General features: G+C 59.1%; 16 protein-coding genes. 6 read left to right on the forward strand and 10 right to left on the reverse strand.

Annotated features, from left to right (window positions below):
- Window positions 1-29 precede the first annotated feature (29 nt).
- From FBZ97_RS26975 to FBZ97_RS26985, 3 genes are all read right to left on the reverse strand, one after another.
- Window positions 30-1,040 (reverse strand): substrate-binding domain-containing protein, encoded by a 1,011-nt coding sequence (locus FBZ97_RS26975; protein WP_113352308.1) that lies wholly within the window; start codon window positions 1,038-1,040, stop codon window positions 30-32.
- Window positions 1,041-1,093: 53 nt separating this feature from the next.
- A complete protein-coding gene (locus tag FBZ97_RS26980; RefSeq protein WP_145322920.1) occupies window positions 1,094-1,489 on the reverse strand; it encodes a hypothetical protein in 396 nt (131 codons plus the stop codon).
- 95 nt (window positions 1,490-1,584) lie between these two features.
- Window positions 1,585-2,481 carry a LysR family transcriptional regulator gene (locus FBZ97_RS26985; RefSeq protein WP_145322922.1) on the reverse strand — a complete coding sequence of 299 codons (897 nt, stop codon included), beginning with the start codon at window positions 2,479-2,481 and terminating at the stop codon, window positions 1,585-1,587.
- Window positions 2,482-2,594: 113 nt separating this feature from the next.
- Between FBZ97_RS26985 and FBZ97_RS26990 the strand changes: the two genes are divergently transcribed.
- Both FBZ97_RS26990 and FBZ97_RS26995 read left to right on the forward strand, forming a co-directional pair.
- Window positions 2,595-3,905 (forward strand): MFS transporter, encoded by a 1,311-nt coding sequence (locus FBZ97_RS26990; protein WP_145322924.1) that lies wholly within the window; start codon window positions 2,595-2,597, stop codon window positions 3,903-3,905.
- Complete coding sequence (locus tag FBZ97_RS26995) at window positions 3,902-5,038, forward strand: mandelate racemase/muconate lactonizing enzyme family protein (protein ID WP_145322926.1); 1,137 nt, start codon at window positions 3,902-3,904, stop codon at window positions 5,036-5,038. Before FBZ97_RS26990 ends, FBZ97_RS26995 begins: the two co-directional genes overlap by 4 nt.
- Window positions 5,039-5,185: 147 nt before the next feature.
- Here FBZ97_RS26995 and FBZ97_RS27000 read toward each other — a convergent pair whose 3' ends face one another.
- Window positions 5,186-5,917, reverse strand: coding sequence for a GntR family transcriptional regulator (locus FBZ97_RS27000; protein WP_113420271.1), 732 nt, complete (start codon window positions 5,915-5,917; stop codon window positions 5,186-5,188).
- 245 nt (window positions 5,918-6,162) lie between these two features.
- Between FBZ97_RS27000 and FBZ97_RS27005 the strand changes: the two genes are divergently transcribed.
- A complete protein-coding gene (locus FBZ97_RS27005) occupies window positions 6,163-7,176 on the forward strand; it encodes an SIS domain-containing protein (protein ID WP_145322928.1) in 1,014 nt (337 codons plus the stop codon).
- 93 nt (window positions 7,177-7,269) lie between these two features.
- On the forward strand, window positions 7,270-8,097 hold the full coding sequence (locus FBZ97_RS27010; RefSeq protein WP_145322931.1) for a PfkB family carbohydrate kinase: 828 nt from the start codon (window positions 7,270-7,272) through the stop codon (window positions 8,095-8,097).
- 33 nt (window positions 8,098-8,130) lie between these two features.
- Here FBZ97_RS27010 and FBZ97_RS27015 read toward each other — a convergent pair whose 3' ends face one another.
- The 5 genes from FBZ97_RS27015 to FBZ97_RS27035 form a co-directional block, all read right to left on the reverse strand.
- Window positions 8,131-8,883: an amino acid ABC transporter ATP-binding protein gene (locus tag FBZ97_RS27015; protein ID WP_145322933.1), complete on the reverse strand. Its 753-nt coding sequence runs from the start codon at window positions 8,881-8,883 to the stop codon at window positions 8,131-8,133.
- Window positions 8,883-9,776: a DMT family transporter gene (locus FBZ97_RS27020; protein ID WP_145322935.1), complete on the reverse strand. Its 894-nt coding sequence runs from the start codon at window positions 9,774-9,776 to the stop codon at window positions 8,883-8,885. Before FBZ97_RS27020 ends, FBZ97_RS27015 begins: the two co-directional genes overlap by 1 nt.
- A complete protein-coding gene (locus tag FBZ97_RS27025; RefSeq protein WP_145323061.1) occupies window positions 9,766-10,737 on the reverse strand; it encodes an amino acid ABC transporter permease in 972 nt (323 codons plus the stop codon). Before FBZ97_RS27025 ends, FBZ97_RS27020 begins: the two co-directional genes overlap by 11 nt.
- 23 nt (window positions 10,738-10,760) lie before the next feature.
- Window positions 10,761-12,041 carry an FAD-binding oxidoreductase gene (locus FBZ97_RS27030; RefSeq protein WP_145322937.1) on the reverse strand — a complete coding sequence of 427 codons (1,281 nt, stop codon included), beginning with the start codon at window positions 12,039-12,041 and terminating at the stop codon, window positions 10,761-10,763.
- 64 nt (window positions 12,042-12,105) lie between these two features.
- Window positions 12,106-12,885 carry a transporter substrate-binding domain-containing protein gene (locus FBZ97_RS27035; RefSeq protein ID WP_233788550.1) on the reverse strand — a complete coding sequence of 260 codons (780 nt, stop codon included), beginning with the start codon at window positions 12,883-12,885 and terminating at the stop codon, window positions 12,106-12,108.
- Window positions 12,886-13,234: 349 nt separating this feature from the next.
- Between FBZ97_RS27035 and FBZ97_RS27040 the strand changes: the two genes are divergently transcribed.
- Both FBZ97_RS27040 and FBZ97_RS27045 read left to right on the forward strand, forming a co-directional pair.
- Window positions 13,235-13,426, forward strand: a complete 192-nt coding sequence (locus FBZ97_RS27040; RefSeq protein ID WP_145322939.1) for a hypothetical protein — start codon at window positions 13,235-13,237, stop codon at window positions 13,424-13,426.
- A gap of 7 nt (window positions 13,427-13,433) precedes the next feature.
- Window positions 13,434-13,787, forward strand: a complete 354-nt coding sequence (locus tag FBZ97_RS27045) for a hypothetical protein (RefSeq protein ID WP_145322941.1) — start codon at window positions 13,434-13,436, stop codon at window positions 13,785-13,787.
- Window positions 13,788-14,463: 676 nt separating this feature from the next.
- Here the strand turns inward: FBZ97_RS27045 and FBZ97_RS27050 are convergent.
- Window positions 14,464-22,911, reverse strand: a complete 8,448-nt coding sequence (locus FBZ97_RS27050) for a glucoamylase family protein (protein WP_246661871.1) — start codon at window positions 22,909-22,911, stop codon at window positions 14,464-14,466.
- Between the last annotated feature and the right edge of the window lie 1,747 nt (window positions 22,912-24,658).

A 24,658-nucleotide genomic window follows, 5' to 3' on the forward strand; every position in this document is an offset into this window, starting at 1 on the left:
TGTTTTTATCTGTGATGCACTGTGTCGGATCATGCCGCCTTCATTGGACGGCGATGACTGTCGCGATCAATGAATTCGATCGCGTGAAGCTCCTGCAGTTCCTCCGCGGGCTCGCCGGCGATCGCCCGCAACAGCAGCGAGGCGAAGCTCGCGCCGAGGTTTTCGCCGGTCATGCGCATGGTCGAGAGGGAAGGGCTGGTGAAAGCGCCCGTCGGCAGGTCGTCGTGACCGACAATGCTGATCGCGTCGCCGCCGTCGATCTCGCGTAGCGCCCTCAGCGCTCCGATCGCCATTTCGTCCGTGGAGCAAACGAGCGCAGTGGGCCGCGAAGGCTGCCGTAGCAATTCCAGTGCGGCGAGATAACCGCCCTGTTCCGTGGGCGCGCCTTCGGCGCAGAGATCGGCATTCAGACCTGCCTCATCCATCGCGGCCTTCCAGCCCGTGCGGCGCGCATGCGCGAAGTAATATTCCTGAGGCCCGGCAACATGGCCGATGCGGCGGTGGCCGGCGGCCTGAAAGCGGACCGTTGCCGCGTGGAACCCGGCAAAGCCGTCGCCGTCGATATAGGGATGCGGCACGAGGCTTTCGGTGCGGCCGTTGGTGACGAAGGGAATGCCACGCGACTGGAGAAATTCGACGCGTTCATCCCGTCGCCTGGTGCGGACGAGAAGCATGGCATCGACGCGGCGGCCATCAACGAACCGACGGCAGATGTCGAGTTCGCTCTCACCGCGTGGCACGGGTGCGATGACGAGATTGAGGCCAGCACTTGCAAGATGTTCAGCACAGTTGGAGAGCATGTCGAGGAAATGCGGCGGACCGATATGGCCGGGGTCGCTCGGCAGCGTGACGGCAACCAGTTCCGCGCGTTGTTTTCTGAGCCTGCGCGCCGATGCGTTGGGACGGTAACCAGCTATGTCCGCGGCCTCTCTGACCCGCTTGCGGGTCGCGGCAGAGACATCGTCATAACCATCGAGTGCACGGGAAACCGTGGTGATCGACAGTCCGAGCGACTGCGCGAGCTGCTTGAGATTGGCCAAGATCATCCTCCAAAACAGCAAGAAAGATTCTCCAAAACGTTTTGGGAGTCAAGTCAAAACGTTTTGGGTCCATCGATGGGCAAGCTAAGGTGAACATCTGCCGCCTCCCGATGCGCATGTTTCAGATCCCGTTCGCGATCTGACACCAGCCATGTGATCTCATCTATGGAGATCGCGGCTTTTGCATAAGGCCGCGCCGCCTGCTGACAGATCGTCATGCTGGGAAGGTCGATGCTTTGAAGAAACGTCCTTGGAACAATGGTCAATCCGAAGGGCGGATCAAGCGCCTCGAGATGCCGAAGCGAGCCATGGACGGCCGCGCGGCCCAGACTGATGAGAGAGAATGCTGCCGATGAATCACGGAAATCGAGGATGAGCCCCGAGAAGTTACTCGGCTCAGTTCCGCATTGAAACCGACAGCGTGAGTTCTTGGATCTCGGACCCGCCATGCTTCTGTCCCGACGTTTTGCTGCAGGACCGAAAGCAAACTGGACCCGACGGAGGAGCAGCGATCGAATAACAGGCGCGAGACCCGGACACTATTTCAGACGGAAAGATATCTTATCTCGCGCAGCACGCGCTGTGTCGTCCTTTCGAAAGCGAATATCTTGGCATCGATTATATCCGCTCGAAACCCGATGAAGAGCCTTCCGTTCTCGATATCCGGCGTGCAGGAAAGGGATTGGACCGTTCCGGCCGCCACATAGCGGTTGGCAATGGACGTAGGTAGAATGCCGACGCCAAGAGCCGCGGCAACCAGCTCGCCAATGACCGCGACGCTGTTGCAAATAATAATGCGCTCCGGTTTCAAGCCTTCAAGTGCAAACCAATGCGTCACCTGCCGGTACATCGCGGATGGTGGCGGGTTCGAAATGATCGGCCTGTCGGCCAGCACCTTGGGTGTGATCTCGCCCGGCAGGTGCCACGCCCTCGGAGCGACCCATTGTGTCGGCTGAGGTCCGAGCGGCCGCAGATCGAGCTTCTCGTCGCCCAGCGGATTCAACAGCACCGCCACGTCCAGCCGGTTGTCGATCAGCATCCCCTCCAAGAGCGTACTGGTCGTGACCGTCCACTCGGGCTCCAAGGCAGGATGATCGCCGGACAATCCGGCAAGTAATGGTGCGAGGCAGGTGACGGCGAAACCTTCCGCAAGACCTACGCGCAGTGGACCGACAACCTTCGGATCGAACTCCCGCTCCTTGATGCCCCGCATCTCGGCCATGATGGTTGCCGCGCGTGGCAGCAGGTCGCGTCCCTGCGCCGTGATTTCCAGCCCTCGGCTTCCCCTGTGAAACAAGTCGCTCGCGAGCGTCGTGCTCAGCTCCTTGATTCTCAGGGATACCGTGGGTTGGGCAACGTGAAGCTGGTCCGCCGCCTTCTGGACCGAGCCCAGCTGGGCTGTCCAATAGAAGGCCTCAATCTGGGCAAAGGTGATCCGCATTATTTAAAAAACCTATATGACGAGCTCAGAATAACAAATTTGCTCAGGAAAATAAATGATTATATGAAAATATCTCGACGGCATGTGAAGGGCCGCTGGGGAGGAGCAAGATCATGACTGAGCGTTCGGATATCATTCTCAAGGTAAGGAGGAGGGTCATTCCGATCCTGCTGCTTTGCTATTTCGCGGCCTTTCTCGACCGCGTGAATATCGGCTTTGCGGCACTGACCATGAACGCCGATCTTGGCTTCAGCGCATCCGCTTTCGGCTTTGGCGCGGGAATATTCTTCCTCGGGTATGTTCTTTGCGAGCTGCCGAGCAACCTCATGCTTGCAAAGGTGGGGGCGCGGCTTTGGATTGCGCGCATATTGATCACTTGGGGCATTCTTTCGGCGCTCACCGCATTCGTCTGGTCGCCCGCCAGCTTCTATGTGATCCGGGTACTTCTCGGTGCCGCGGAAGCCGGTTTCTTTCCGGGCATCATCTTCTACATTACGCTTTGGTTTCCGAGAGCATATCGTGGCTCGACCTTCGCGCTCTTCAATGTCGCCGTTCCTTTGGCCTCGGTAATCGGTGCGCCGCTATCCGGATTGATTTTGCAGGGGTTCGACGGCGTGGCAGGCCTCCATGGCTGGCAGTGGATGTTCCTCATCGAGGGGTTGCCCGCATTCATCATGGGCTTCGTGGTCCTCTTCGCCTTGCCGGAATTACCTGAAACGGCGCGCTTTCTCACCCACGATGAACGGGGCTGGCTCGTCGACGCCCTGCGAAGCGATCGGCAGATGCAGGAAGCATCCGGACGTTTTTCCGCCGTGCAGGCGCTCTTCGATCCCAAGGTATTGTTGATGTGTCTGATTGCCGTCGGGCTGGTCATGGGCACGACCGGCATTGCCATCTGGATGCCGCAGTTCATCAAGCAATTCGGCCTCTCCAATCTGCAGACCAGCTTTATGGCTGCTATTCCATCTGCTTTCATGGCAGTTGCAATGATCGTGGTGGGCCGGAGTTCGGATCGCAGGCACGAGCGCGTCTGGCATGCCGCCGGGCCATTTATGGTGAGCGCTCTCGGATTTCTGATCGCTGCCTTCTCGGGCAATCCGGTTGTTTCGGTGGTGGGCCTGACCCTGGGGGCGGCCGGAATTGGCGGCGCGTCGCCGACTATCTGGACATTCCCATCGACGCTGTTGACGGGCACCGCCGCCGCTGCTGGAATCGCACTCATCAACTCGGTCGGCAGTACCGGCGGTTTCTTTGGGCCCTCGATTATCGGTTGGGTTCGCGACGCGACGGGCGGCTTTCAGGGAGCACTCATATTCCTGGCGATCGTCATGGCGATCACCGCCAGTCTCATCCTCATTCTCGGCAGAAGCATGCGAGAGCTCCTTTCCCCGCTCGGTCGGGGCCAGACTCCGACAAAGGCATGATCATGAAAATCGACGAAATACGCCTCTATCATCTAGTCGCCATGTTGCCGGAGCCAATCGGCAACGCGCTGGTCTCCTTTGCGAAGCGGGAAACATTGCTGGTGGAAGTCGCGGCCGGTGACCTGACGGGCTGGGGGGAGGCTTGGCTCGCGCCCAGAACCGCGGCTGCCGCCATCGAGTTTCAGCTCGCGGGGCGGATACTCGGGCAGGATCCCTCCCACATATTGTCGGTGTGGCGAAATTTGCGGCAGGCCGTCGAGGGAGAAACCGCCGCACCTGCCATCGCCGCCCTGGATATGGCGCTGCACGATCTGACCGCGCGCGCCTACAAGATTCCGGTGTCCACGCTCATTGGCGGCGCCCGGCGTCAACGGGTGACGGCCTATGCAAGCGGGCCGTTTTTCAAGCCTGGCGGACATCCTTACCGCGACTTTGAGCGGGAGATCGATGGATATCTCGAGGCGGGCTTTCGGGCCATCAAGCTGAGAAGCGGATACACGGTTGAAGAAGATGCCAAGACGGTCCTCGCCTCTCGACGGCAAATCGGCCCTGATCGAGATCTGATGGTCGACTTCAATCAGTCCTGCTCGGCCCGGCGCGCCATGCGAACCGCCGATCTCATGAAAGATGCCGAACTGCTGTGGATCGAAGAGCCGACTAAGCCGACGGATATCGGCGGTTATCATGCTTTCGCTGCTCATGCCGCAACCGCGCTTGCTGGCGGAGAGACATTCACCAATGCATCGGCGTTCCTCCCGTTCCTAATGGGCGGATGCCTGGATATCCTGCAACCCGATATAGCGATCTGCGGCGGGCTGACCGGGGTCTCACAGGTAGGCCTACTCGCCGACCTTTACGATCGACCGCTTATACCGCATGTCTGGGGAAGTATCGTCAATTTGCATGCCGCCCTGCACTTTGTTTCGACATTGCCGGAACATAGAGGCGGTGGGCAAGCGCATTTTCCCTATCTGGAATTCGACGTCGGTCCCAATCCCTTGCTCGATCTTGCGCAAAGACCTGTCCTGAATGTCGATGGAACGATCAGCGTGCCGGACCTGCCAGGCCTTGGCGTGAATCTCAAGGCGGAAGACTTGCAACCCTATACCGCCGAATTCAGGAGGATCGCCTGATCGGGCATCACGACGCCGGCTATGCTTGCCGCCTACAAGTTCACGCTTAGCGAAGTCGCCAACCTCTCCGAAGGTTTCGATCCGCTTCATTGGGGTGCCGTTTGACTATCCTTTGATTGAGCGCATTAGCGGCCTTAAGATAGCGCGCTATTTCCGGACCAAGCTGAAGGTGAAGTGGCTGCCGCGATGATAGTCGACGGCGTAGATCACGGGAACTCCGACATCATTAAAGCAGGTTTCAGTAATGAGGAGGGCAGGGCCGAAATCCTTGAGATCGTGGCGCTCAGCCACCTGTTGGGGAAGCATGACGGCGCTAACGGACGCGGACGACATTCGGGGGCGGTGCCGGTATTGCTCCAGCAGAGACAGTAGCGATCCGCTCCAGTCGATATCGTATAGCCGAGCGGGAACGATACGACGTGGTACGAAGTCAAGGCAATACATGATCGGATTATCGTTCTCGAGGCGTACCCGCTCCAGACGGATGACCGTCTCCTTATCGTCCAGCCGCAAATGCTGGGCGACCGTCGCATCGGGAATTTCTTCGGAGATGGAAAGCACCTTGTTCACGGTCTTATAGCCGTAGGCGAGCGCCATGTCGGTGACGCTTTCGAAGACCGTGATCGGGCGATCGACGTGGACGGCCGACATTGCGGAGACAAAACGGCCGCGGCCATGCTCGACATAGATATCGCCCTCCTGCTCGAGCAATTTCAATGCCTCGCGCAGGGCGGGTCGGGAAACGTTGAAGCGCTGCGTCAGCTGGGCTTCGGTTGGCAATTTTTCGCCGGGCCTTAGTCCCTCGCTTTGAATGAGGTCAGCGATACGGTCGCGAAGCTGGATCACGATGGTGCGCGTATCGCGAATAGACTCGTCCAATTCATCCCTCTCACAACAATTTCATCACATCCACCGTCTTGTCTGACAAATATCGCTTGGTCAAGGCTTTCATGCAAGGTCGAAGGCTTCTCCAACTCTGCCAGTGCACGCGTAGGCACCAATGATCGCATGATCAACGTCTTGACAGTTAGACTCGATGATGTCAGTTGTCTTACAACTTTGCTGGATCGGCGAAGCTACACCCCAAAGCGCGTCCATGCGACGTCATCAACCGAGAGACACTCATGCTGAATTTTGATGAAGAGCGGTTCCTGCGTATTCAGTCCGGCGCCTTGGCGCTGGCCCAGCGCCTCGACCACGTGATTGGTACCTGCCTCGCCGCGGGTGCGCAGAATGTATTTTTCCTCGGAACTGGCGGCGCCGCCATTCTCATGCAGCCGGCGGCCCAATTGCTGCAGCGCAATTCGTCCTTCCCAACCTTCATCGATCTGACGGCTGAGCTTTATATTTCCTCCTCTGTCAACCTGACTGCAAGATCCATCGTCGTCATGCCTTCGCTTTCCGGGACGACAAAAGAGAGCGTCGCCATGCTCTCCAAGCTCAAGGAGATCGGCGCCACCGTGCTGACGCTGGTCGGGCATGAGGAAACGCCTCTCGGCAAAGGCGGCGACCATGTCTTCGTCAACTTCGCCGAGGATGATACGTCCTGTGAATCCTTCTATCTGCAGTCACTTATTATCGCTCTGTCGATCATGAAGCATCGAGGTGAAATCTCCAACTATGACAGCATAGTCAGGGAGCTGACGACACTTCCCAAACTTCTGCTGGAGGTGAAGCGCGATTTCGAGGCCAAGGCCGAAGCCTATGCGACGGCGTTCGCATCGTCTGATTATCACATCATCACAGGCGCCGGAAATGTCTGGCCGGAGGCCTTCTACTACGGCATGTGCATCCTTGAAGAAATGCAGTGGATCCGCACGCGCCCGGTCCATGCGTCCGATTTCTTCCACGGCACGCTGGAGTTGGTCGACAAGGACGTCAGCGTTATCTTGTTTAAGGGCGAGGACGCCTTCCGGCCAGTGGCCGAGCGCGTTCAGAACTTCGCCCCGAACTACACGGAAAGGCTCATCGTGCTGGATACGGCGGAATTCACGTTGTCGGGGATATCAAAGGAGGTCCGCGCGCTGATTTCGCCGGTGCTGCTTGCAACCATGCTGGAACGCATCAGCGCGCATCTCGAGATCATGCGCAATCATCCGCTGACCACCCGTCGGTACTATAAGCGGGTTGCCTATTGAGCCACCCGGCGAAACAAGCAGCCTAGCCGCGGACGCTGAAGGCGCTCGCGGCTGCAAGCGTCATTAACAGCTGGTTTTTCCGCGGGGGGACGAATGCCGCTTTTTCGATTTGCGACCGTCGGTGACAATTGTATCGATCGCTTTCTGCCGCCGGTGGCCCAGTCGCTCGTCGGCGGAAACGCCGTGAATGTCGCGGTTCAACTCGCCCGGCTCGGTCAGTCGGCCACCTATTTTGGGGCGGTAGGCGATGACCTGGACGGTGTCCGGACAAAACACATACTCAAGGAGAATGGCGTCAAAACCGATCATGTTCGTCTCCGTCCCGGCGTGACCGCCTATACGGACATCGAGCAGACCGCTGTTGGTGACCGGATCATGGTCTTTGAAGAGTTCGGCGTCTGCGCGGGCTATCGACCGAGCGAGAGCGAGGTTGCTATTCTGAAGGATGTCGATCACGTCCATCTCGGCTGGATGGATGACGGCGGCGCCTTGCGTCGCCGGCTCGCCGCTGATGGCGTGAGCGTGTCCCAGGACATTTCCGTCAATGCAAGTCCTGAAAATCTGGGCGTCGCGGGACTGACAGTCGCTTTTGCTTCCGCCGGCGCTCGTGGTGACAAGGCCGAAGCCATGCTGTGGCATATGATCAGGGGCGGCGCGATCTGTGCCGTCGTCACGTGCGGCGCCGACGGGGCGATTGCCTCGCGCGGATCGGAGAGGGCCGAGATCGGCATTTCCAAGGTTCAAGTCATCGATACGACAGGGGCAGGAGACAGCTTCATTGCTGGCTTCCTCGCGTCTTTCATTGCTTCGATGCCGCTGTCGGCCTGCATGGCGGCCGGCCGCGACAGGGCCGCGATCACCTGCACCCATGTCGGCGGCTTTCCTCAGGCGCCGATGCCGCTCAGCTCCGCGGCGCGATAACTCGCGCCGCGAAAGTGGCGGCCGGCCCTGCCTTCAATGCAGGATCTGGCTTAGGAAGAGTTTGCTGCGCTCGTTCCGAGGATTGTCGAAGAACTCCGCCGGCGTCGCTTCCTCGACGATCGCGCCGCGATCCATGAAGATGACGCGGTCGGCGACCTGGCGCGCGAAGCCCATTTCATGGGTGACGCAGATCATCGTCATACCGGTATCGGCAAGCGATACCATCGTATCGAGAACTTCCTTGACCATTTCAGGATCGAGCGCCGAGGTTGGCTCGTCAAAAAGCATGACCTTCGGCTGCATGCAGAGCGCGCGGGCGATCGCGACGCGCTGTTGCTGGCCGCCGGAAAGCTGGGCAGGAAACTTGTTGGCGTGCTCGGGAATGCGAACCCGTTCGAGATAATGCCTCGCGATTTCGATTGCTTTGTACCTGTCCATCTTACGCACCCAGACGGGCGCAAGAATGCAGTTTTGCAAAACAGTGAGATGTGGGAAGAGATTGAAATGCTGGAAGACCATTCCAACCTCGCGACGGATCTCGTCTATGTTCTTCTCGTTTTCCGAAAGCTCGGTACCGCGCACGGCGATCCGGCCCTCCTGGTGCGCTTCGAGCCGGTTGATGCAGCGGATAAGCGTCGATTTTCCCGAACCGGACGGGCCGCATATGACCACGCGCTCGCCTTTGCGGATCGAAAGATTGATATCGTCCAGCGCATGGTAGTGACCATACCATTTATGTACGCCTGACAGTTCGATTTCCGGCTGTTCGATGCGGGGCTGTGACATCAATTTATCTCCCTGGATGACTTGAGAACGAGCCAGCCCGACAGGATGATGATAACCCCGCCGGCGATCGTATAGGTTTCAATCGGATTGCCGAACAGCATCACGCCATAAAGGCAGCCCCAGATGATCTGACTGTATTGAAAAGGGGCGAGAACCGAGGCATCGCCACTGCGAAAGGCGCGCACGAGAAATGCATGTCCGGCGTAGAGCAGTGTGCCCGCCAGCCCGGCATACGCCAAGGTGGGCAACGCGACGCGGCCGAAGCCGCCCGTCGCCATGGTGACGCCAAATGCGCCGCAGCCAAGCATGAAGAGAAGGGCGGCGACCAAGGCATCGTCGCTTTCTTCTGCCTCGATGACGCGCAACAGAATGAGCGAGGCGGCGAACAGGAGCGCCGAGCCAATCGCCGCGGCGTGGCCGAAGTTCAGCATCACGCCAGCGGGCCTGAGCGCGACGGCCACGCCGGCAAAACCAAGCAGCACACCCAACTGACCGGTCCAGGACAGCCGCTCTCCCAAAAGGATATAGGCGAGAACGGCAACGAGAACCGGTGTCAGGAACGCTAGGACATAGGCTTGCGCGAGCGGAAGCATCGCGAAAGCATAATGGATGAGGAGCGTATCGCCGGCGAGTAGCAAGGCGCGCAGAAGCGCAAGCCGCGGCCGTTTCGGCACCAGTCCGCTGAGCGTGCCGTTCGAGGCCGCGCGTCCAATGACGAGCGCGAATGCCGCGCAGGTGGTCATGAATGTCACCTGTGGCACCCGCACATCCGCACTCATCAGTTTCACCAGCGCATCGCAGCCGGAAAAGACGCCGAAGGCGGCCAGGACGCCGCCGATAGCGGGCAGATTGGCGCTGGCCCTGAGGGTCGGCGGATGAGGGCTATCGGGCATTGAAGCGGCCAAATCGCTCTTCGATGCGAGCCTGAAGGAATTCCAGCGCCATGGAGAGAATCCAGTAGATCATCGAAGCGGTGATAAGCATTTCGATGTGGCGGAACTCCGTTTGACCCTGGGTGCGGGCAAGATACATGATCTCCCAGACGCCGACGACCGAGACGAGCGAGGAATCCTTCAGCATGGCGATGAACTGATTGCCCGTTGGCGGGATGATGACGCGCATCGCTTGCGGAAGGATTACCAGGAACATGGTCTGGTTCGGGCTGAGCCCCAGAGCTGTCGCGCCTTCGGATTGACCGCGCGGAATGCTCTGGATACCGGCGCGAAAGATTTCCGTCATGTAGGCACCGTAGCACAGGGAAAGCGCCAAGATGCCCGCCGGTATGGCGCTGATGACGTAACCGACCTGAGGCAGGCCGAGATAGATGATATAGATCTGCATCAGGAGCGGCAGACCGCGAAAGAGCGAAGTGTAGAACGTCGCAAGGCCGTAGATGACGCCGTTTCGCGACAATTTCGCGATGGCGCCCGCCAACGCGATCACGGTGGCGATGATGATCGATATGGCGGATATGTAGAGTGTCGTCACCACACCCTGTGAGATGAGGAACCCGATCTTTTTGGCAATGAAGGTATAGGAAAGATCGAATGTATAAAAGAAGAGCAGCAGGAGCGTGAGGAGCTCGATCCACACACCCACGATCTGCTGACCGCGCGGCAACAATCTCAGAAGCTTGATGTTGACGGCGATGATAAGGGAGATCAGCACGGCGGAGACGAGCCGGCTTGCCTGGGGACTGTCCGTCAGCCAGCCAACCGTCATCGGCACCAGCTTGCCAATCCAGGCCGAACTGATGCCAAGCGCGTATAAAACAGTGGTCATCAGCGTCAGCAGGAGCAGCAGCCCGGTTCGTCGTGCCGCGTCCGGGTAGTTCAAGATCAATCTTCCAAGCATCATCGTTCCCCTTGATGATCTTTCTAGGCGGCTCTTTCGCGCCACCAGTCCTGTGCCTGCAGCTTCCAATAGGTGAGTTGTGCCGCCGCGAGTCCGGCAATCCCGCCGGCCCAGACGAGACCGAAGGGCTGAAACAGGCGGTAACGATCGGATTGGCCCAGAATCCCCTCCGCCACGATCTTGCCACCAATCGCGGTCGTATTGAGACCGTGGCCACCAAACGCGGTACAATGCCAGACACCCGGCATCATCTCGCCAATTTGTGGCATGAGGTGACGGGCGTAGGACATTAGCCCTGACCAGGCGAGCTCGGTCTTGAGTTCGGAGAGTTGCGGGTAAGTCCCAGTCATTTCGCGACGCAATTCGCGGGCGAGCGCTACCGGCGAGGCGGCGCGCGTGGTGATGCGCCCGCCCCAGAGAAGACGCCTGCCGTCTTCCACGACGCGATAATAGTCCCCGGCGCGGCGGTTGTCGCCGATCGCGCAGCGTGTCGTGATCGCTTGGGCGATCAGATCGGGATTTTCCTCGGAGATCATCACATAGGTGGCGATCGGCAGGAAAGAGCGCTTGAGCTTGCCAACCAACTGGCCGGTATAACCGCCCGTCGTCAGCACGACCCGGCGCGCCTTCATATGGCCACGCGCCGTCTGCACGATCTTCTGGGCGCCCGCGAGCTGGCAACCGGTCGCCGCCGAACTTTCATATATGCGCCCGCCGAGGCGCTCGAATTCGCGGGCTATCGCTCGCAGATAATTCAGCGGATGGATGTGGAAGGACTTCTTGCTGTGGAGGGCCTGAAAATAGCGATTGGATTTCAAAATGGCGCGAAGCTGATCGCGGTCCATAAATTCGAGATCGCTGCCGAAATCGCGGTTCATGTCTTCGGCATAGCGCTTGAGGCCGTCACCGCCGTCATATCGCAGCGCGCTGATGATGCCCGGCGTCAGCTTAGCGTCGGCAATATCGAGATCGCGGATGGTATCGCGAACGAAGTCGACGCCCTCGATGGAAAGGCGGTGAATGGCCTTTGCGGTTTCGGTGCCGGTGACGCGGGCGATCGCCGCGCTGTCGGTGGCAAACCCCGCGCTGACGAAGCCGCCATTCCGGCCGGAAGCGCCAAAGCCGACGGATTCGGCCTCCAGCACGACGACGTTGAGATTGGCGCGCGCGAGTTGCAAGGCCGTAGTCAATCCGGCAAGGCCGCCGCCGATGATCACCGTATCGCATTCGACCGGGCCACTCAGCGCGGGCCGTGCGGCAGTCTCACTCATCGTTCGGCGATAATAGGTGTCGGGATACGACATGGTCGATCTTTCAAGGCAATCGGGAAGAAAAAGGGTCGGGGCTGCCGCCCTGACCCGAGCTTGATCAGTCGGTGCTGTAATCCGCGCCGTACCACTTCTTGGTAAGCGTTCCGAGCGTGCCGTCGGCTTTCATGGATTTGATGATCTCGCCAACCTTGGCGGTCCATTCTGAATCACCTTTTTCCGCAATGACCACAAGTGGTTCACGAAAGGCATATTCGCCTTGGATGATGCGAAGCGGATAGCCGTTCTTGATCGCATTCAAAGCGGTCTGTTCTGGCGCGATGACGGCGTCGAGGCGTACGCCCGGACCGAGGCGCAGGTCGTCGAAGGGAAGCATGGAATCAGCGAAGGTACGCACTTCGCCAGGCTCGACCTTATATTGAATTGGCGGCATACCTGGCGCGTCGATCTGCAAATTGCGGCGAATGAAGTCTTCCGAAGTGGTTGCCGTTTCGACCCCGATCACCTTGCCGTTGAGATCGCCAACGGACTTCAGCGGGCTGTCTTTATGGACCACGTAGACATAAGGGCTGTAATAGTAGATGCCGGCGAAATCGATGACCTGGGCGCGGGATTTGGTGGGTGTAACCGAGCCGACACCGACATCGTAGCGGCCCTGCCAGTGCCCACCCGTGAGGGTTGCCCAGTCTGGGGTCTGGAAGCTGACCTCCACGCCAAGGCGCTTGCCGATCTCTCGGGAGACGTCGATATCGAAGCCGACCATCTCATTATTGTCGTTGAGGAAGCTTTGTGGTGGCCAGCCGCTGTTCGTCGCGACCACCATGCTTTTCTTTGACATGACGCGATCAAGCGTTGCGCCCGCATGCGCGAGGGATGCCATTGCGAGGACGGCCGCGGCGATTGCCGTACATTTCACGAAACGTTTCATAGATCCTCCATTGCCAGGCACTCGTTCCACTCTATGTAAGATGTCTGACAACTAGACTAGATTGCATTGGTCCTAGAGTGTCAAGGCTCCTGTCCCAAAAACTTTATGACCCTTCGGCAATAACTCATGAAATCCCCGCATAGCAACTCCCGAGAACACCAATAGCGCGGGTGTGGAGGGATCGAATCCGTGAGAAGTGGTGTCAGACGAGTTTCGCCCGCGCACCGAAACTGTGTGCTTTGCGCATTTGCTTATGCGCGCCAGGTCCGGAGATAACCTCTCGGGCTATTCCAACCGGATAATGTCCAAGCAGCGCTGCCGCGTGGACCATGTGGCACCGTCGATCCTGGGCTGGACGGAAGCTGAAATGTTGGGCCAGACGCTGGAGCGCATGTTTACCGACCAGCACCGTCAGCGAGACATATTGGGAAATGAGATGCGCGACGCGCTGGCATACGGATGTGAAGAGGTTTCGACGATACTCGGCCACTAGGCGAGCCGTGTGGAACATTATTTCACTTTGGCAGTTGATCATAAGGGAAATTAAGGAGGATACGCAAATGCGAAAGATAATTATTGCCTGTGCGGCCATCTTCATCGGTGCTGGTTTACCTGTGGCTGCGGTTGCGGAAGAGGTCGTCATTGATGGGCCTTCCTATGATCAGGGCTATCGCCATCATCGCCATCACCATCCGTATGTTGCCTTAACCGATCGGGGCGTTGCCATTGGATCGGTTCGCGATCGTGACCGTTACGATCGATATAATGATCGCGGCGGCTGCATGACAAGGACTGTCACACGCACCGATGAAAACGGCGACCAGATCACTAAAACCATTCGGCGCTGCGATTAACAGCGCCGATGGGTAATTGCTCCCTGCGAGCATCTATCCCTAACGTCACCGGGAGTGGCACGGTCGTCGATTAGACTTCTGCCGGACTGGCACGCGAAGAAAAAGCGCCGCAAGAGATCGTGCGCCCCCAGCTTTTCTGCGCCAGTGCTTGGGCTTGGCGAAGAGCTTATAAGATCGGTCTGAGGCCGCACGAGTACTTGGACGGGAAGAGAAGGCGCACCCTGGCTTTGCGAATGGCGAGGCGCGGCGCCTTGCCCCTGTGACTACGCTCCCGGTCTCGGCCACCTGCTTCGCGATTTAATTGGCGCCCTGTGGCTGACGCCGCGCCGAGCAGAGGCCGCACCCCGCGAAAGCCTCGCGCGAATTAGTCGAATACCCAGCTACCGAGACTGGCCTCCTGTTGGATGGTGGTGCTCGTCGATCAGCAAGGTTTTCGCATCGATACATCTGGCGCTTCATTCTGCTGGCAGGCCGCGGTCCGAACACGATAGCGGAGGTATTCTATTGTCAAACGGCCGCTGGCCTCAGTTGCAGACTCAATTCGATAAACTCCCTCCGAAGGAGATAAGAGCGCGCAGCTGGTGAATTGGAGGTGGCCTGATTGGCTCTGCCTCCAATTTCCAATTCATACATACTCGATAATTCGGCGGATGGCTGGATTACAGCGAGATTTCGCCTACGATGCCGCGAGTAAATATCCCTCCCGCGGATCATCAATTGCGGTCCCATTGATCGTGATCGCATATCCTCCTGTCGGATCAACTCTCGAAACCGAAATTTCGTATCGACCGCTGGGCAGTTCCAGCGCAGCCGAGTAGCCGTCCCATCCGGCCGGCAGCGCAGGCTTGATGTGCAATCGCCCGCTGTCGGTGCGAATGCCGAGGATACCTTCGATTGCGACGCGATAGAACCACCCGGCCGAACCGGTGTACCAGCTCCAGCCACCGCGGCCCCTGAGGTCGCCTTCTCCATAAACGTCGCCGGCGATGACATAGGGCTCGACGCGATAGGTCTCCGCGGACGATTTGTCGAGCGCGTGGTTGATGGGGTTCAGCATTTCGACCGCGCGCCAGGCGTCCTCGCCGCGGCCCATCCGGGCAAGGGCAAGAGCCGTCCACATGGCGGCATGCGTGTATTGGCCGCCGTTTTCGCGGACACCTGGCGGGTAGGCCTTGATCACACCGGGATCATTGACCGGCTTGACGAAAGGTGGCGTCAGCAGGCGGATGAACTTGCCCTCCTCATCAACCAGCTTATCGAGGACCGCGTTCATGGCCATGTTGCTGCGATCGGCATCTCCCTCGCCGGAGAGCACGCTCCAGGATTGGGCGATCGAGTCGATCTTGTCTTCCGCCGATTGGCTGGAGCCGAGAGGCGCGCCGTTGTCGTAGTAACCACGGCGATAATATTCGCCATCCCATCCGGCCGTTTCGATCGCGGCCTTGAGCTTTTCAAGATGATCCGCCCAACGGCTGACGCGTTGCGTGTCGCCGCGCTTTTCCGCATAGGCGATGAAGCGACGCAAGGCGCCCGCGAGGAACCAGCCCAGCCAAACGCTTTCACCACGGCCGGCGATGCCGACACGATCCATCTTGTCGCACCAGTCACCGCTCATCATCAGCGGCAACCCGTTGACGCCCGTGCGCTTGATCGCGAGATCGAGGCCTAGAGCGGCATGTTCGTAGAGCGATGCGGTCTCGTCGGAGACACGTGGCTGCAGGAAGGCGTCGTACTGGCCGGGGCTGAGCTGCGCGCCTTCGACGAAGGGCAGCATCTCGTCCATGATCGAGGCGTCGCCGGTCACCGTGCAATATTGGTCGAGGGCATAGGCAAGCCAGACCGGATCGTCGGAGATGTTCGTGCGAACGCCGGCACCGCTATCTTCCAGCCACCAGTGCTGGAAATCGCCTTCTGGGAACTGACGGCGGCCGGTATTGAGGATCTGCTTGCGGGCGATCTCAGGCGAATGCAGCAGGAAGGCCAGCGAATCCTGCAGCTGGTCGCGCAGGTTCCACGCACCGCTCGATTGGTAAAAGGCGGTACGGGCCATGATGCGGCAGCCATAGGTCTGATAGGGCAGCCAATTGTTGACCATGAAGTCAAGCCGCTTGTCCGGTGTCGAGACGTGCGTCTTGCCGGTGAAGCTCTTCCAGAACTCACGCGTCTTCTCTAGAACCTCCGCAAAACCGATGGAGCGGATGTCGGCGATGAGAGCGGCGGCTTCCTCCTGCGAGGCGGCATCACCCATATAAAAGCAGATGTCGCGCACTTCACCTGACTCGATCGTCAGGTCGAATGCCATAGCGGCTGCGGGATCACCATCGAGATCGACGGCATTGGAGAGCCGCGAACCGGCCGAAACCGTGCGCGGCTGCTGGATCGTCCCGTGCCGGCCGATGAACTCGCGGCGGCTGGTGGAGACGCTCGACGGTGCTTCGCTTGCAGCAAAAGCCGCAACTCGCGTCCCGAAGCTTACGCTGAACGGATTTTTCGCAAAGACCGCTCCGCTCGCGCTGTCGAAGCTCGAGATGATGAAGGGCTTGCTCTTGGTCGGGTTGTTGCCGAAAATCCATTCGGCATAGCCGTAAAGCCGCAGCTTGCGTGCTTCGCCTGCATGGTTGCGGATACGCAGTTGCGTCAGCTTGACGGGCTTTTCCATGTCGAGGGTCTGGGTGACCTCCAGGGAAATCTCGTCCTGAACCGTCGAAAAGATCGAGTAGCCAAGGCCATGCCGGGCTTCGAAGCGCGTGTCTGCGCGCTGCGCGAGCGACGCGTAGGGCACGATGACGGAGCCGCGGTCGAGATCCTTCAGATAGAAGGCCTCACCTGGACGGTTTGTGACCATGTCGTTGGTCCAAGGCGTCAGCTGATGATCGCGGGAATTCTGGCTCCAGGTGAAGGCAGCGCCTTCCGCCGAGACATGGAAGCCGAAGCTCTCGTTGGCTATGATGTTAACCCACGGATGCGGCGTCTGTTCGCCGCCGGACAGGCGCACGACATATTCGCTGCCATCGGCCGCAAAGCCGCCATAGCCGTTCCAGAAGGCAAGATCGCTGCCATCGACCGGGGGCGTCCCGGCAGTGTCGCGAACCATACGTGGCACCAGGGTAGAATCACCCCACTGACCAAGCAGCGCAGGCGAACCGGAAATGGAACGGGCCTTCTGCACCTGATCGATGAGGCTGCCATCGCGACCACGCAGCACGACGCGCGAGGCGGCGATGATGGCGTCATAGGCTTCCGGAGTCGTCAGATCCCTCCGCAGGACATAGATATTGCGCTGGATCCCGGCGACCTCGCTGGCGTGACGCGCCGCGTCACAGAGCTGGTCGATGGTGCGCTGCATTTCGGCAGCCGCCTCGCCGGTGCGCTCGTTGAAGATGACAAGATCGACCTCGACGCCGCGCGATTGCAAGAGGCCTTGCGCACGCAGGAGTTCCTTGACGAGATCGGTGCCGAGCTCGTCGGTGATGCGCAAGGTCATCAGTGGTGCATCGCCGGACAATGTCGCGGCCCAGAGCACGGACTGCGACTTGAGGCCTTCGCGGACCGTCTTATTGTCGGCACGCAGCGCCATGTCCGGATAGATGATGTAGCGGGCAAAGCGTTGGTAGGCGGCCGCCTCCTTCGAATTGACGCCGATCTGGCGCAGCTGGCTCTGCGTTCTCGTCCAGGCCTGAACAAGACCTTGGGCAAAGCTTTCCGGCTGGCGATAGTGCTCGACCGCAGCCTCGAGCTCGGTGCGTTCGGCCGCGGCAATGGTCCAGAAGGTTACGCTGACCTTCTCACCGGCCGGCACGCGAAGCGTCCGGCGCAGCGACAGGCAGGTATCCATCGTGAAGCCGCTCGAGTTGGAAAGTTCCGCACCTGCGTCGAACGCGGCAGCTTCCGTTAGCGTGCGCCCCCGCCCAAGGAAGCGCATGCGGTCCGTCTCATACTGTGTCTGCAGGCTCTCGCCCGACGTATCGACGACGAGATGGGCGATGGCGACCTCGGGATCCGTCACGCCACGCTTCTGCCGCTCGACGAAGATTGCGTCACCTTTCGGGGCGATTTCTGTCTTCAGGAACATGCGGGCAAAGACGGGGTGACCAGTATCGACGGCATCGAGAGTGGCGACAGGCTCCATATAGGAGGTCACCTCGATCACTCGATCTTCCGTGCCGGTGTTGCTGATCGTCAGACGGCGGCCTTCGGCATCGTAATTGCTTGCGACGAAGACTTCCATTTCGCTCGTCAGCTCGCCGACGGTCTTGATGAACTCCGCCTTGTCGTCACTGAAGCTCACCCGAACATGCTCGTTGGCGATCGAACGCGGCTCCGCCGTTGCGGACCACCATTCGTTCGATGCGGTGTCGCGCAGAAAGACGAACGATCCCCATCGATCCTCGGTCGGGTCGGCACGCCAGCGATTGACGGAGAGATTTTTCCAGCGGCTGTAGCCGGAGCCGGTCGCCGTCAGCATCGTGGAGTAACGGCCGTTCGACAACAGCAGCAATTCGCGCTCGCGTGAGGCCGGATCTTCCAGGCGCCGCACTTCCGGACGCATCAGGTCGCCTTGGATGGTCGCGGGCGCGTCGGTTTCGTGCTTCGAGGCCATGACGGGAATATCGCGCGGCGCTTTTTCCTGCAGCAGCAATTCGGCTGCCTCGATTACCGGATCCGCATGGAACAGCTCGCGCAGCAGGCCGTCGAAAGCCACGTTGGCGACAGCGGCGATCGACATGCCGTGATGGTGCGCATAGTAGTTGTAAACCACCGCGCATTGCTTGCCTTCCGGCACGCGGCTTGCCGTGAAATCGACGGCATCATGGAAACCATACATGCCGAGCGCGCCGACGGCCCGCAACCGCTCGAGGTTTTCGAGGGCCGCGACCGGATTATATTGGCTGGCGAGCAACGAGGCGTAAGGCGCGATGACGGCGTTCTGTCCGAGACCGCGTTTCAGGCCGAGCGTCGGCACCCCGAAGTTGCTGTACTGATAGTTCATCTGATGATCGCGGGCGTTGAAGGCCGCTTCCGAGATGCCCCACGGCGTGCCAAGCTTGCGCGCATAGTTCATCTGCTCGAGAACGATCAGATTGTTGGTCTGGTTGAGAATCCCGCCGCTGCGCTCCTGCATGACGAGAGGCGGCATCAGATATTCGAACATCGAGCCGGACCACGAGACCAGCGCACCGCGCGTGCCGACGGGCACGACGTGGCGGCCGAGCTTGTACCAGTGCTCGGTCGGGAGATCACCTTTTGCTACGGAGAAGAGGCTCGTCAGACGAGCTTCCGAAGCAAGTAGATCGTAGCAGGCGGCATCCACTTCTTCCGTCTCGACGCGGAAGCCGATCGATAGCAACCGGCGCTCCGGGCGATAGAGGAAGCTGAAATCCATATCGAAGGCGATTTCACGGGCGCGATTGCCGATCCGGATCAGCCTTTCGCTGATATCAGGTGCCTGGGCGGGATCGAAAGCCTTGTCGACCTGATGGAGTTCGCAGGTTTCGACCAGCTTCTCCGCCCAATGGACGACTTCCTCGCTCCGCGTGGTCTTGACTTCCCTGTCAAGGCTTCCGGCAAGTTCGCGGATTTCCCGAGCCTGCCCGGCAAATCGTTCGATGAGGCCAGAGGAGAATTCCTTCTCGCGTTTACCGGTCGCGACCGCCGCTTCAAGCTCGGCGATACGGCCGTCCAGCCGGTCATGAAGGGATCGGTTCGACCGCGTATCGTCATCAAGCTCCGAAAGCACCTCGCGCAGAATTGCCGCGACATCGCCGATGCCGTCGAGATCGGTGTGGATATGGGCAAGAGGAGACTGGGCCCAGATGCGGCATGCGGATGAAACGGCGATCAGATGGCCGGCAAAATTTCCGCTATCGACTGAGGATACATATTTGCGGCCCAGCGGCTTCAACGTGTCCGTATGATACCAGTTGAAGAGATGACCTCGATATTTTTCCAGCTTTTCGACCGTCTCGATCGTCTGTTCGATGCGCTTGACCGCGTCCTCGAACGAAATCCAGCCGAAACGACGCGCCGAAATGACCGACAGCAGATAGACGCCGATATTGGTCGGCGATGTACGCATGGCGACGACCGCATGCGGCGTCTGCTGAACGTTGTCGGGCGGCAGGAAGTGCTGATCGGGAACGACGAAGTGGTCGAAGTAGCGCCAGGTACGTCTCGCGATCTTGCGCAATTCGTTGCGGACGTGGTCGGGCACAACAAGCCGATCTTCGGTTTCCGCCGTCTGGCTGACCAGCCAGGCGATGGCTGGCGACAGCACCCAGAGAAACGCGAAGGGAAGTCCGACCAGCCAGGCTATGTCGCCGGAAGAGGCGGCGAAGACCAGCGCCACAATGGCCAGCAGAGGGGCGCGCCACATAACCTTGTAATGGCCGAGGATCGTCGTCTGCGCCATGGCCTGCGCACTTGCGGCGGTGCGCCACTGCAACATCAGCTTGCGGCTGACGAACATGCGGTAGAGCGAGCGGACAATCGCGTCCGCCATGACGCAGGCGATGTCGGCGATGAAGATGATGCGCAGCGCCACCTGGGCATTGGCATTCTCAATATCTTTCCAGACGGTATGAAGATGCGCCCGCAGGATGATGTCGCTGGTTCGCGGGATGATACCATTGATCAGCGACAATGTCGGGGCAACGAACAGGCTGAAGATCAGCAGGATCTGCCAGATGAGCGCGCCGAAAGGATCCATCCAGTACCAACCGAGCACGGAAGCGAAGAACCAGGCGATCGGCGTCAGCGAGCGACGCAAATTGTCGAGCATCTTCCAGCAGCCGAGCGCGGTAATGCCACGGCGCTCGTCGAAAATGTACGGAATAAGCTGCCAGTCGCCGCGAGCCCAGCGATGCTGACGCGAGACTTCGACCTCGTAGCGAATGGGGAAATCTTCAACGAGCTCGCAGTCCGTCACCAGACCGCATCGCGCCATCGAGCCTTCGAGCAGGTCGTGGCTCAATATCGAGTTCTCACTGATCCGACCCTTCAGCGAGGCTTCGAAGGCGTCGACGTGATAAAGGCCCTTGCCGGTGAAGGTACCCTCACCGGTGATGTCCTGATAAACGTCGGAAACCGCGAAGACATAAGGGTCTAGACCGCGATTGACCGAAAAGACACGCTGGAAGGTCGATGCGTCCTTGCCCGTCGTCAGCGACGGCGTCACGCGCGGCTGCAGCACGCCATAGCCATCGACGACGCGCTGCTTCTTGTCGTCGAAAACCGGGCGATTGATCGGATGGTGCATCTTGCCGACGAGCTTCGTGACGGTATCACGAACAATGCGCGTGTCGCTGTCCAGCGTCATGACGTACTTGACGTCGGCCGGCACGACATCGAAGCCCGCGATAAAGCTCGTGTCTTGACTGCCGCGCAGCAGCATGTTGAGCTCGTGCAGCTTGCCCCGCTTGCGCTCCCAGCCCATCCACACGCCTTCGGCCGGGTTATATTGCCTGCGGCGATGGAGCAGATAGAAGCGCTGCCTGCCTTCTTCCGAATAACGTGATTCCAATTCGGCGATCTTGCCGCGCGCATAATCGAGAACGTCGAGATCGCGGGCGGTCTGTTCTTCCTCGGCATCCGGCCAGTCGGTCAGGAGCCCGTAATAGATCTCACCGCGAGCATTGGCAAGGTAATGTACCTCAAGATTGCGGACGAGTTCATCGACGTGCTCACGCCTGCCGATCAGGGAAGGAATGGTGACAAGCGTGCGGGCGTCCGCCGGCAAGCCCTTCTTGAATTCATAGCCGACGAGACGATCCGGTGTGATGAAGAACGTGGCGAAGAAATTGAAGAGGCCGGTCGCGCCCTCGGATGCTGGGAGCGCGAACATCAGCAGCAGGACGATCGTCGCAAACAGCGGCATTCCCGCGTCGACGAATGCCCATTCGACCAAGACGAGCGCCAGCAAAGTCAGGAGAAGCACGGGAACGGCGATCGATAGCCAGTTCAGCTTGCGGACCATCCGCATGAACCGCAGGCCGAGCGTCGGTCGGAAGCCGATTTCCGCCTCCAGTGCCGGGCGCCCGTCGCCGACGAAATAGTAGCCAACGTTGCTTGCAGATCCGTCCCTGCTCTCATTCTTTGCACGGTCGGTCAGCCGCACGGCGGCCTCGGCGATATCCATCTCCGTCTTGTCGGACCGCTTCGCGAGCTTTTCGATCTGGCGGCGGTAGCTGTTGCGAGATCCGGCATCGAGCTCTGCATAATCCGTCTGCTGCCAGAGCAGCTTGTCGATGGTGCTGACCTCTTCGACCCACTCCGACCAGTCGGTGTCGTTGATCTCGCGCAGGCTCTTGATGATGCTGCCCATCAGCGCATTGGCCGCGCCGAGACGGGTCTGCTCAGCCGACATGACGGCTTCGGCATCCGTTTCCTTGGCGGAAAGTTTGGCCTCCAACCAATTCAACGCAGCTTCTGTTGGTTCGAGTGCATTGCGAAGACGATAGTGGAGCTGCGTGACGAAGGTCGTGTCGTCGAGATTGGCAGCGAGCGTTTCCAGATGTTGCGCCGCGCCGGCGTCACCGAGCGAAATTGCCTCGGTGGCCGCTGCATTGGCCGCCGCGCGCATTTCGCGGCTCTTATCGATCTGCGATGCCACCCGGCGAAGATTGTCGATCAAGACATAGCGCACCAGCGAAGGCAGCGCCCAGAGTTCGCCGATCCGTAAGGTTTCGCGGTCCTGGAACCCTTCGGTGACTGCGGTCATGCCAGCATTGCTGATATTGCTGTGCGCATGCGCCATGTAGAGCCAGGCGAGCGCGAGGGTGCGCGGCACCTCCGTGCCGTCGAGATTGATCTTGCGCAGTTCGCGATAGAATTTTTTCGGAAAGTCGCGGCGAACTTCCTGGATTGCCTCTTCGACAATGTAGTGGTTGTCGAGCAGCCATTCGGCAGCTGGCGTGATGCTTTCGCCAGCATCGACATCCGCGGCGGCGGCGCGATAGACCCGCAGGATCTCGTTTTCGTTCTCCTTGTGTCGGAGATAGAAATCGAAGCCACTGAATTTTAGGAGATCAAGCGTGCGAGTTTCTGCAAACTTCGCTGCCATGGTTCTCAGCTGATCGTTGGACAAGAGAGTGGCGCGAATTCCGAATTCGCGATCCAGATGAGCCATCTGAGGAGTTGGAGCAGAATCGTTGACAGTATCTTTAGATGACATGTGTCTTTCGCTTTTGTCTCGTCGTTTCCCAAATGCAGAGTTCCAGAAACGACAACCCGGAGCCTGAGATCTTCATTGCAGCGCCCCAGTTGACGGTAACTGGGGCGATGATTGCCGCTTAACTAGCCGCACCACCCTGAACGCAGGATTAATTGTCTGGGCCGGCGACGTTGGCGGCCGTCGGAATTGCCGTCTCGAAGCAATCGGCCATTCTCGCTGAGCTTTCCTGCAAAGCTCCTTAGAGGCAAAACAAAATCATCTTATTCCTGAACTACTGGCACACAATCTGACGGCGTATTTGATCCCGTAATTCACAAAGGAATGAATTACCAGAAGGGGAGCTTAAATGTCCGTAATCGCACCGACACTTTCCCATGTGCTTCAAAATATCGAGCGGTTCAAGGCAGAGCTAGACAGCAGCGCCGACCTTCGGCGTCGCCTGGCATATGCTCGCGCTTGGTATGCTCTTCAAACCGAAGATGGCAAGTGGCTCTTCGCGCCAGACGCGATGGGCGTCGAGTGGAGAAACAGCTGCAATCCTGGTTGACCTCCGTGCCCCAAGCCGATCATCTTCATCAGGAGTTGACGGAAGCGCTCACGACCTTTCTTGCCAGCTACGGCAAATCGCCGAGCACAGCCTGTCGGATCAGCGTAACCAGCGATTTCTACCAGAGCCAAAACAACCGATCGGCAGATGATCATGTTTTGACCAATCTCTTGATTGCCGTGGCAAGTCGCCTGTCACCTGAGGAGCGCCTCAGACTGAGAGCCGCCCTCTAGGCGGGAATCCTCGCATTTCCTGCGGTTTTCAGCCGAACTTCATGCCACTGCGCGGGCTTACCACGCAGACGTCGTCGAGACACCTAGAATGTGGCGATATTACAATGTGTTAGAGGAAGGAGGGCGCAATTCCAATCAAAAGCATGAATAAGATGAAGGCGACTCCAACCGGACACCTGCGTGCCTTCCCGACAGTCGGCACGCGTTCACAATCAAGCTTCGAAACGGACGGCTACAAATTCCGGATTGGACGCATGTAAGTTCCGACGTGAACGCGCCGGCTATCTTAATTCGCGCCACGGTCGTTTGGTGATAATACGACCGAAAGGTGGCCCCTGTTGGCTAATGTCGTCTAGTCGCGCCAAGGCGCACCAACGCATATCCGGCACCGCCAATCTCAATCAAAAGGTCTGATCTCATTTCCCGATCGGTGACCACCTTGATTTTGGTCCATTTGTCTATCTTCGTGTCGTGCGGGAGAGGCAATCCCTCTCGCAGCAGGAGGGTGAGCTCAGGTGCTCTTTCCGACTTATAAATACAAATCCTCATTGCGCGGGACCCTAACTGCACAGATTTGTGACAGCTATATTGCAGTGCGTTATCAACTATTGCAATGCCGCGAAATCATTCTTTGCAAATGGCCGACGAATATGTCTGTCCTCCTATCCATGATTCTACCGCTACGCGTATGAGATAACGATAGATCAATCAGCTCCGGCATTCGACCGCACGCCTTGATCCAACGGCCTCATTGGCTCGTGAGCCGACACGTGGAGCCTCGACAACAGGGCACCACGTCCGCTGGCGCCGAGCTTCGATGTGTTAGCTTTTATAACGAAAGCCATTTTTGGTGGCATGCACCATGAAAAGCAATGATTGCAGTCCATTCAAGTGCTGAAGCTCAGGTCGGTGGAGTGCCGAT

This window comes from Rhizobium sp. ERR 942, assembly GCF_007828395.1.
GTDB classification, from domain to species: Bacteria; Pseudomonadota; Alphaproteobacteria; order Rhizobiales; family Rhizobiaceae; genus Rhizobium; species Rhizobium dioscoreae.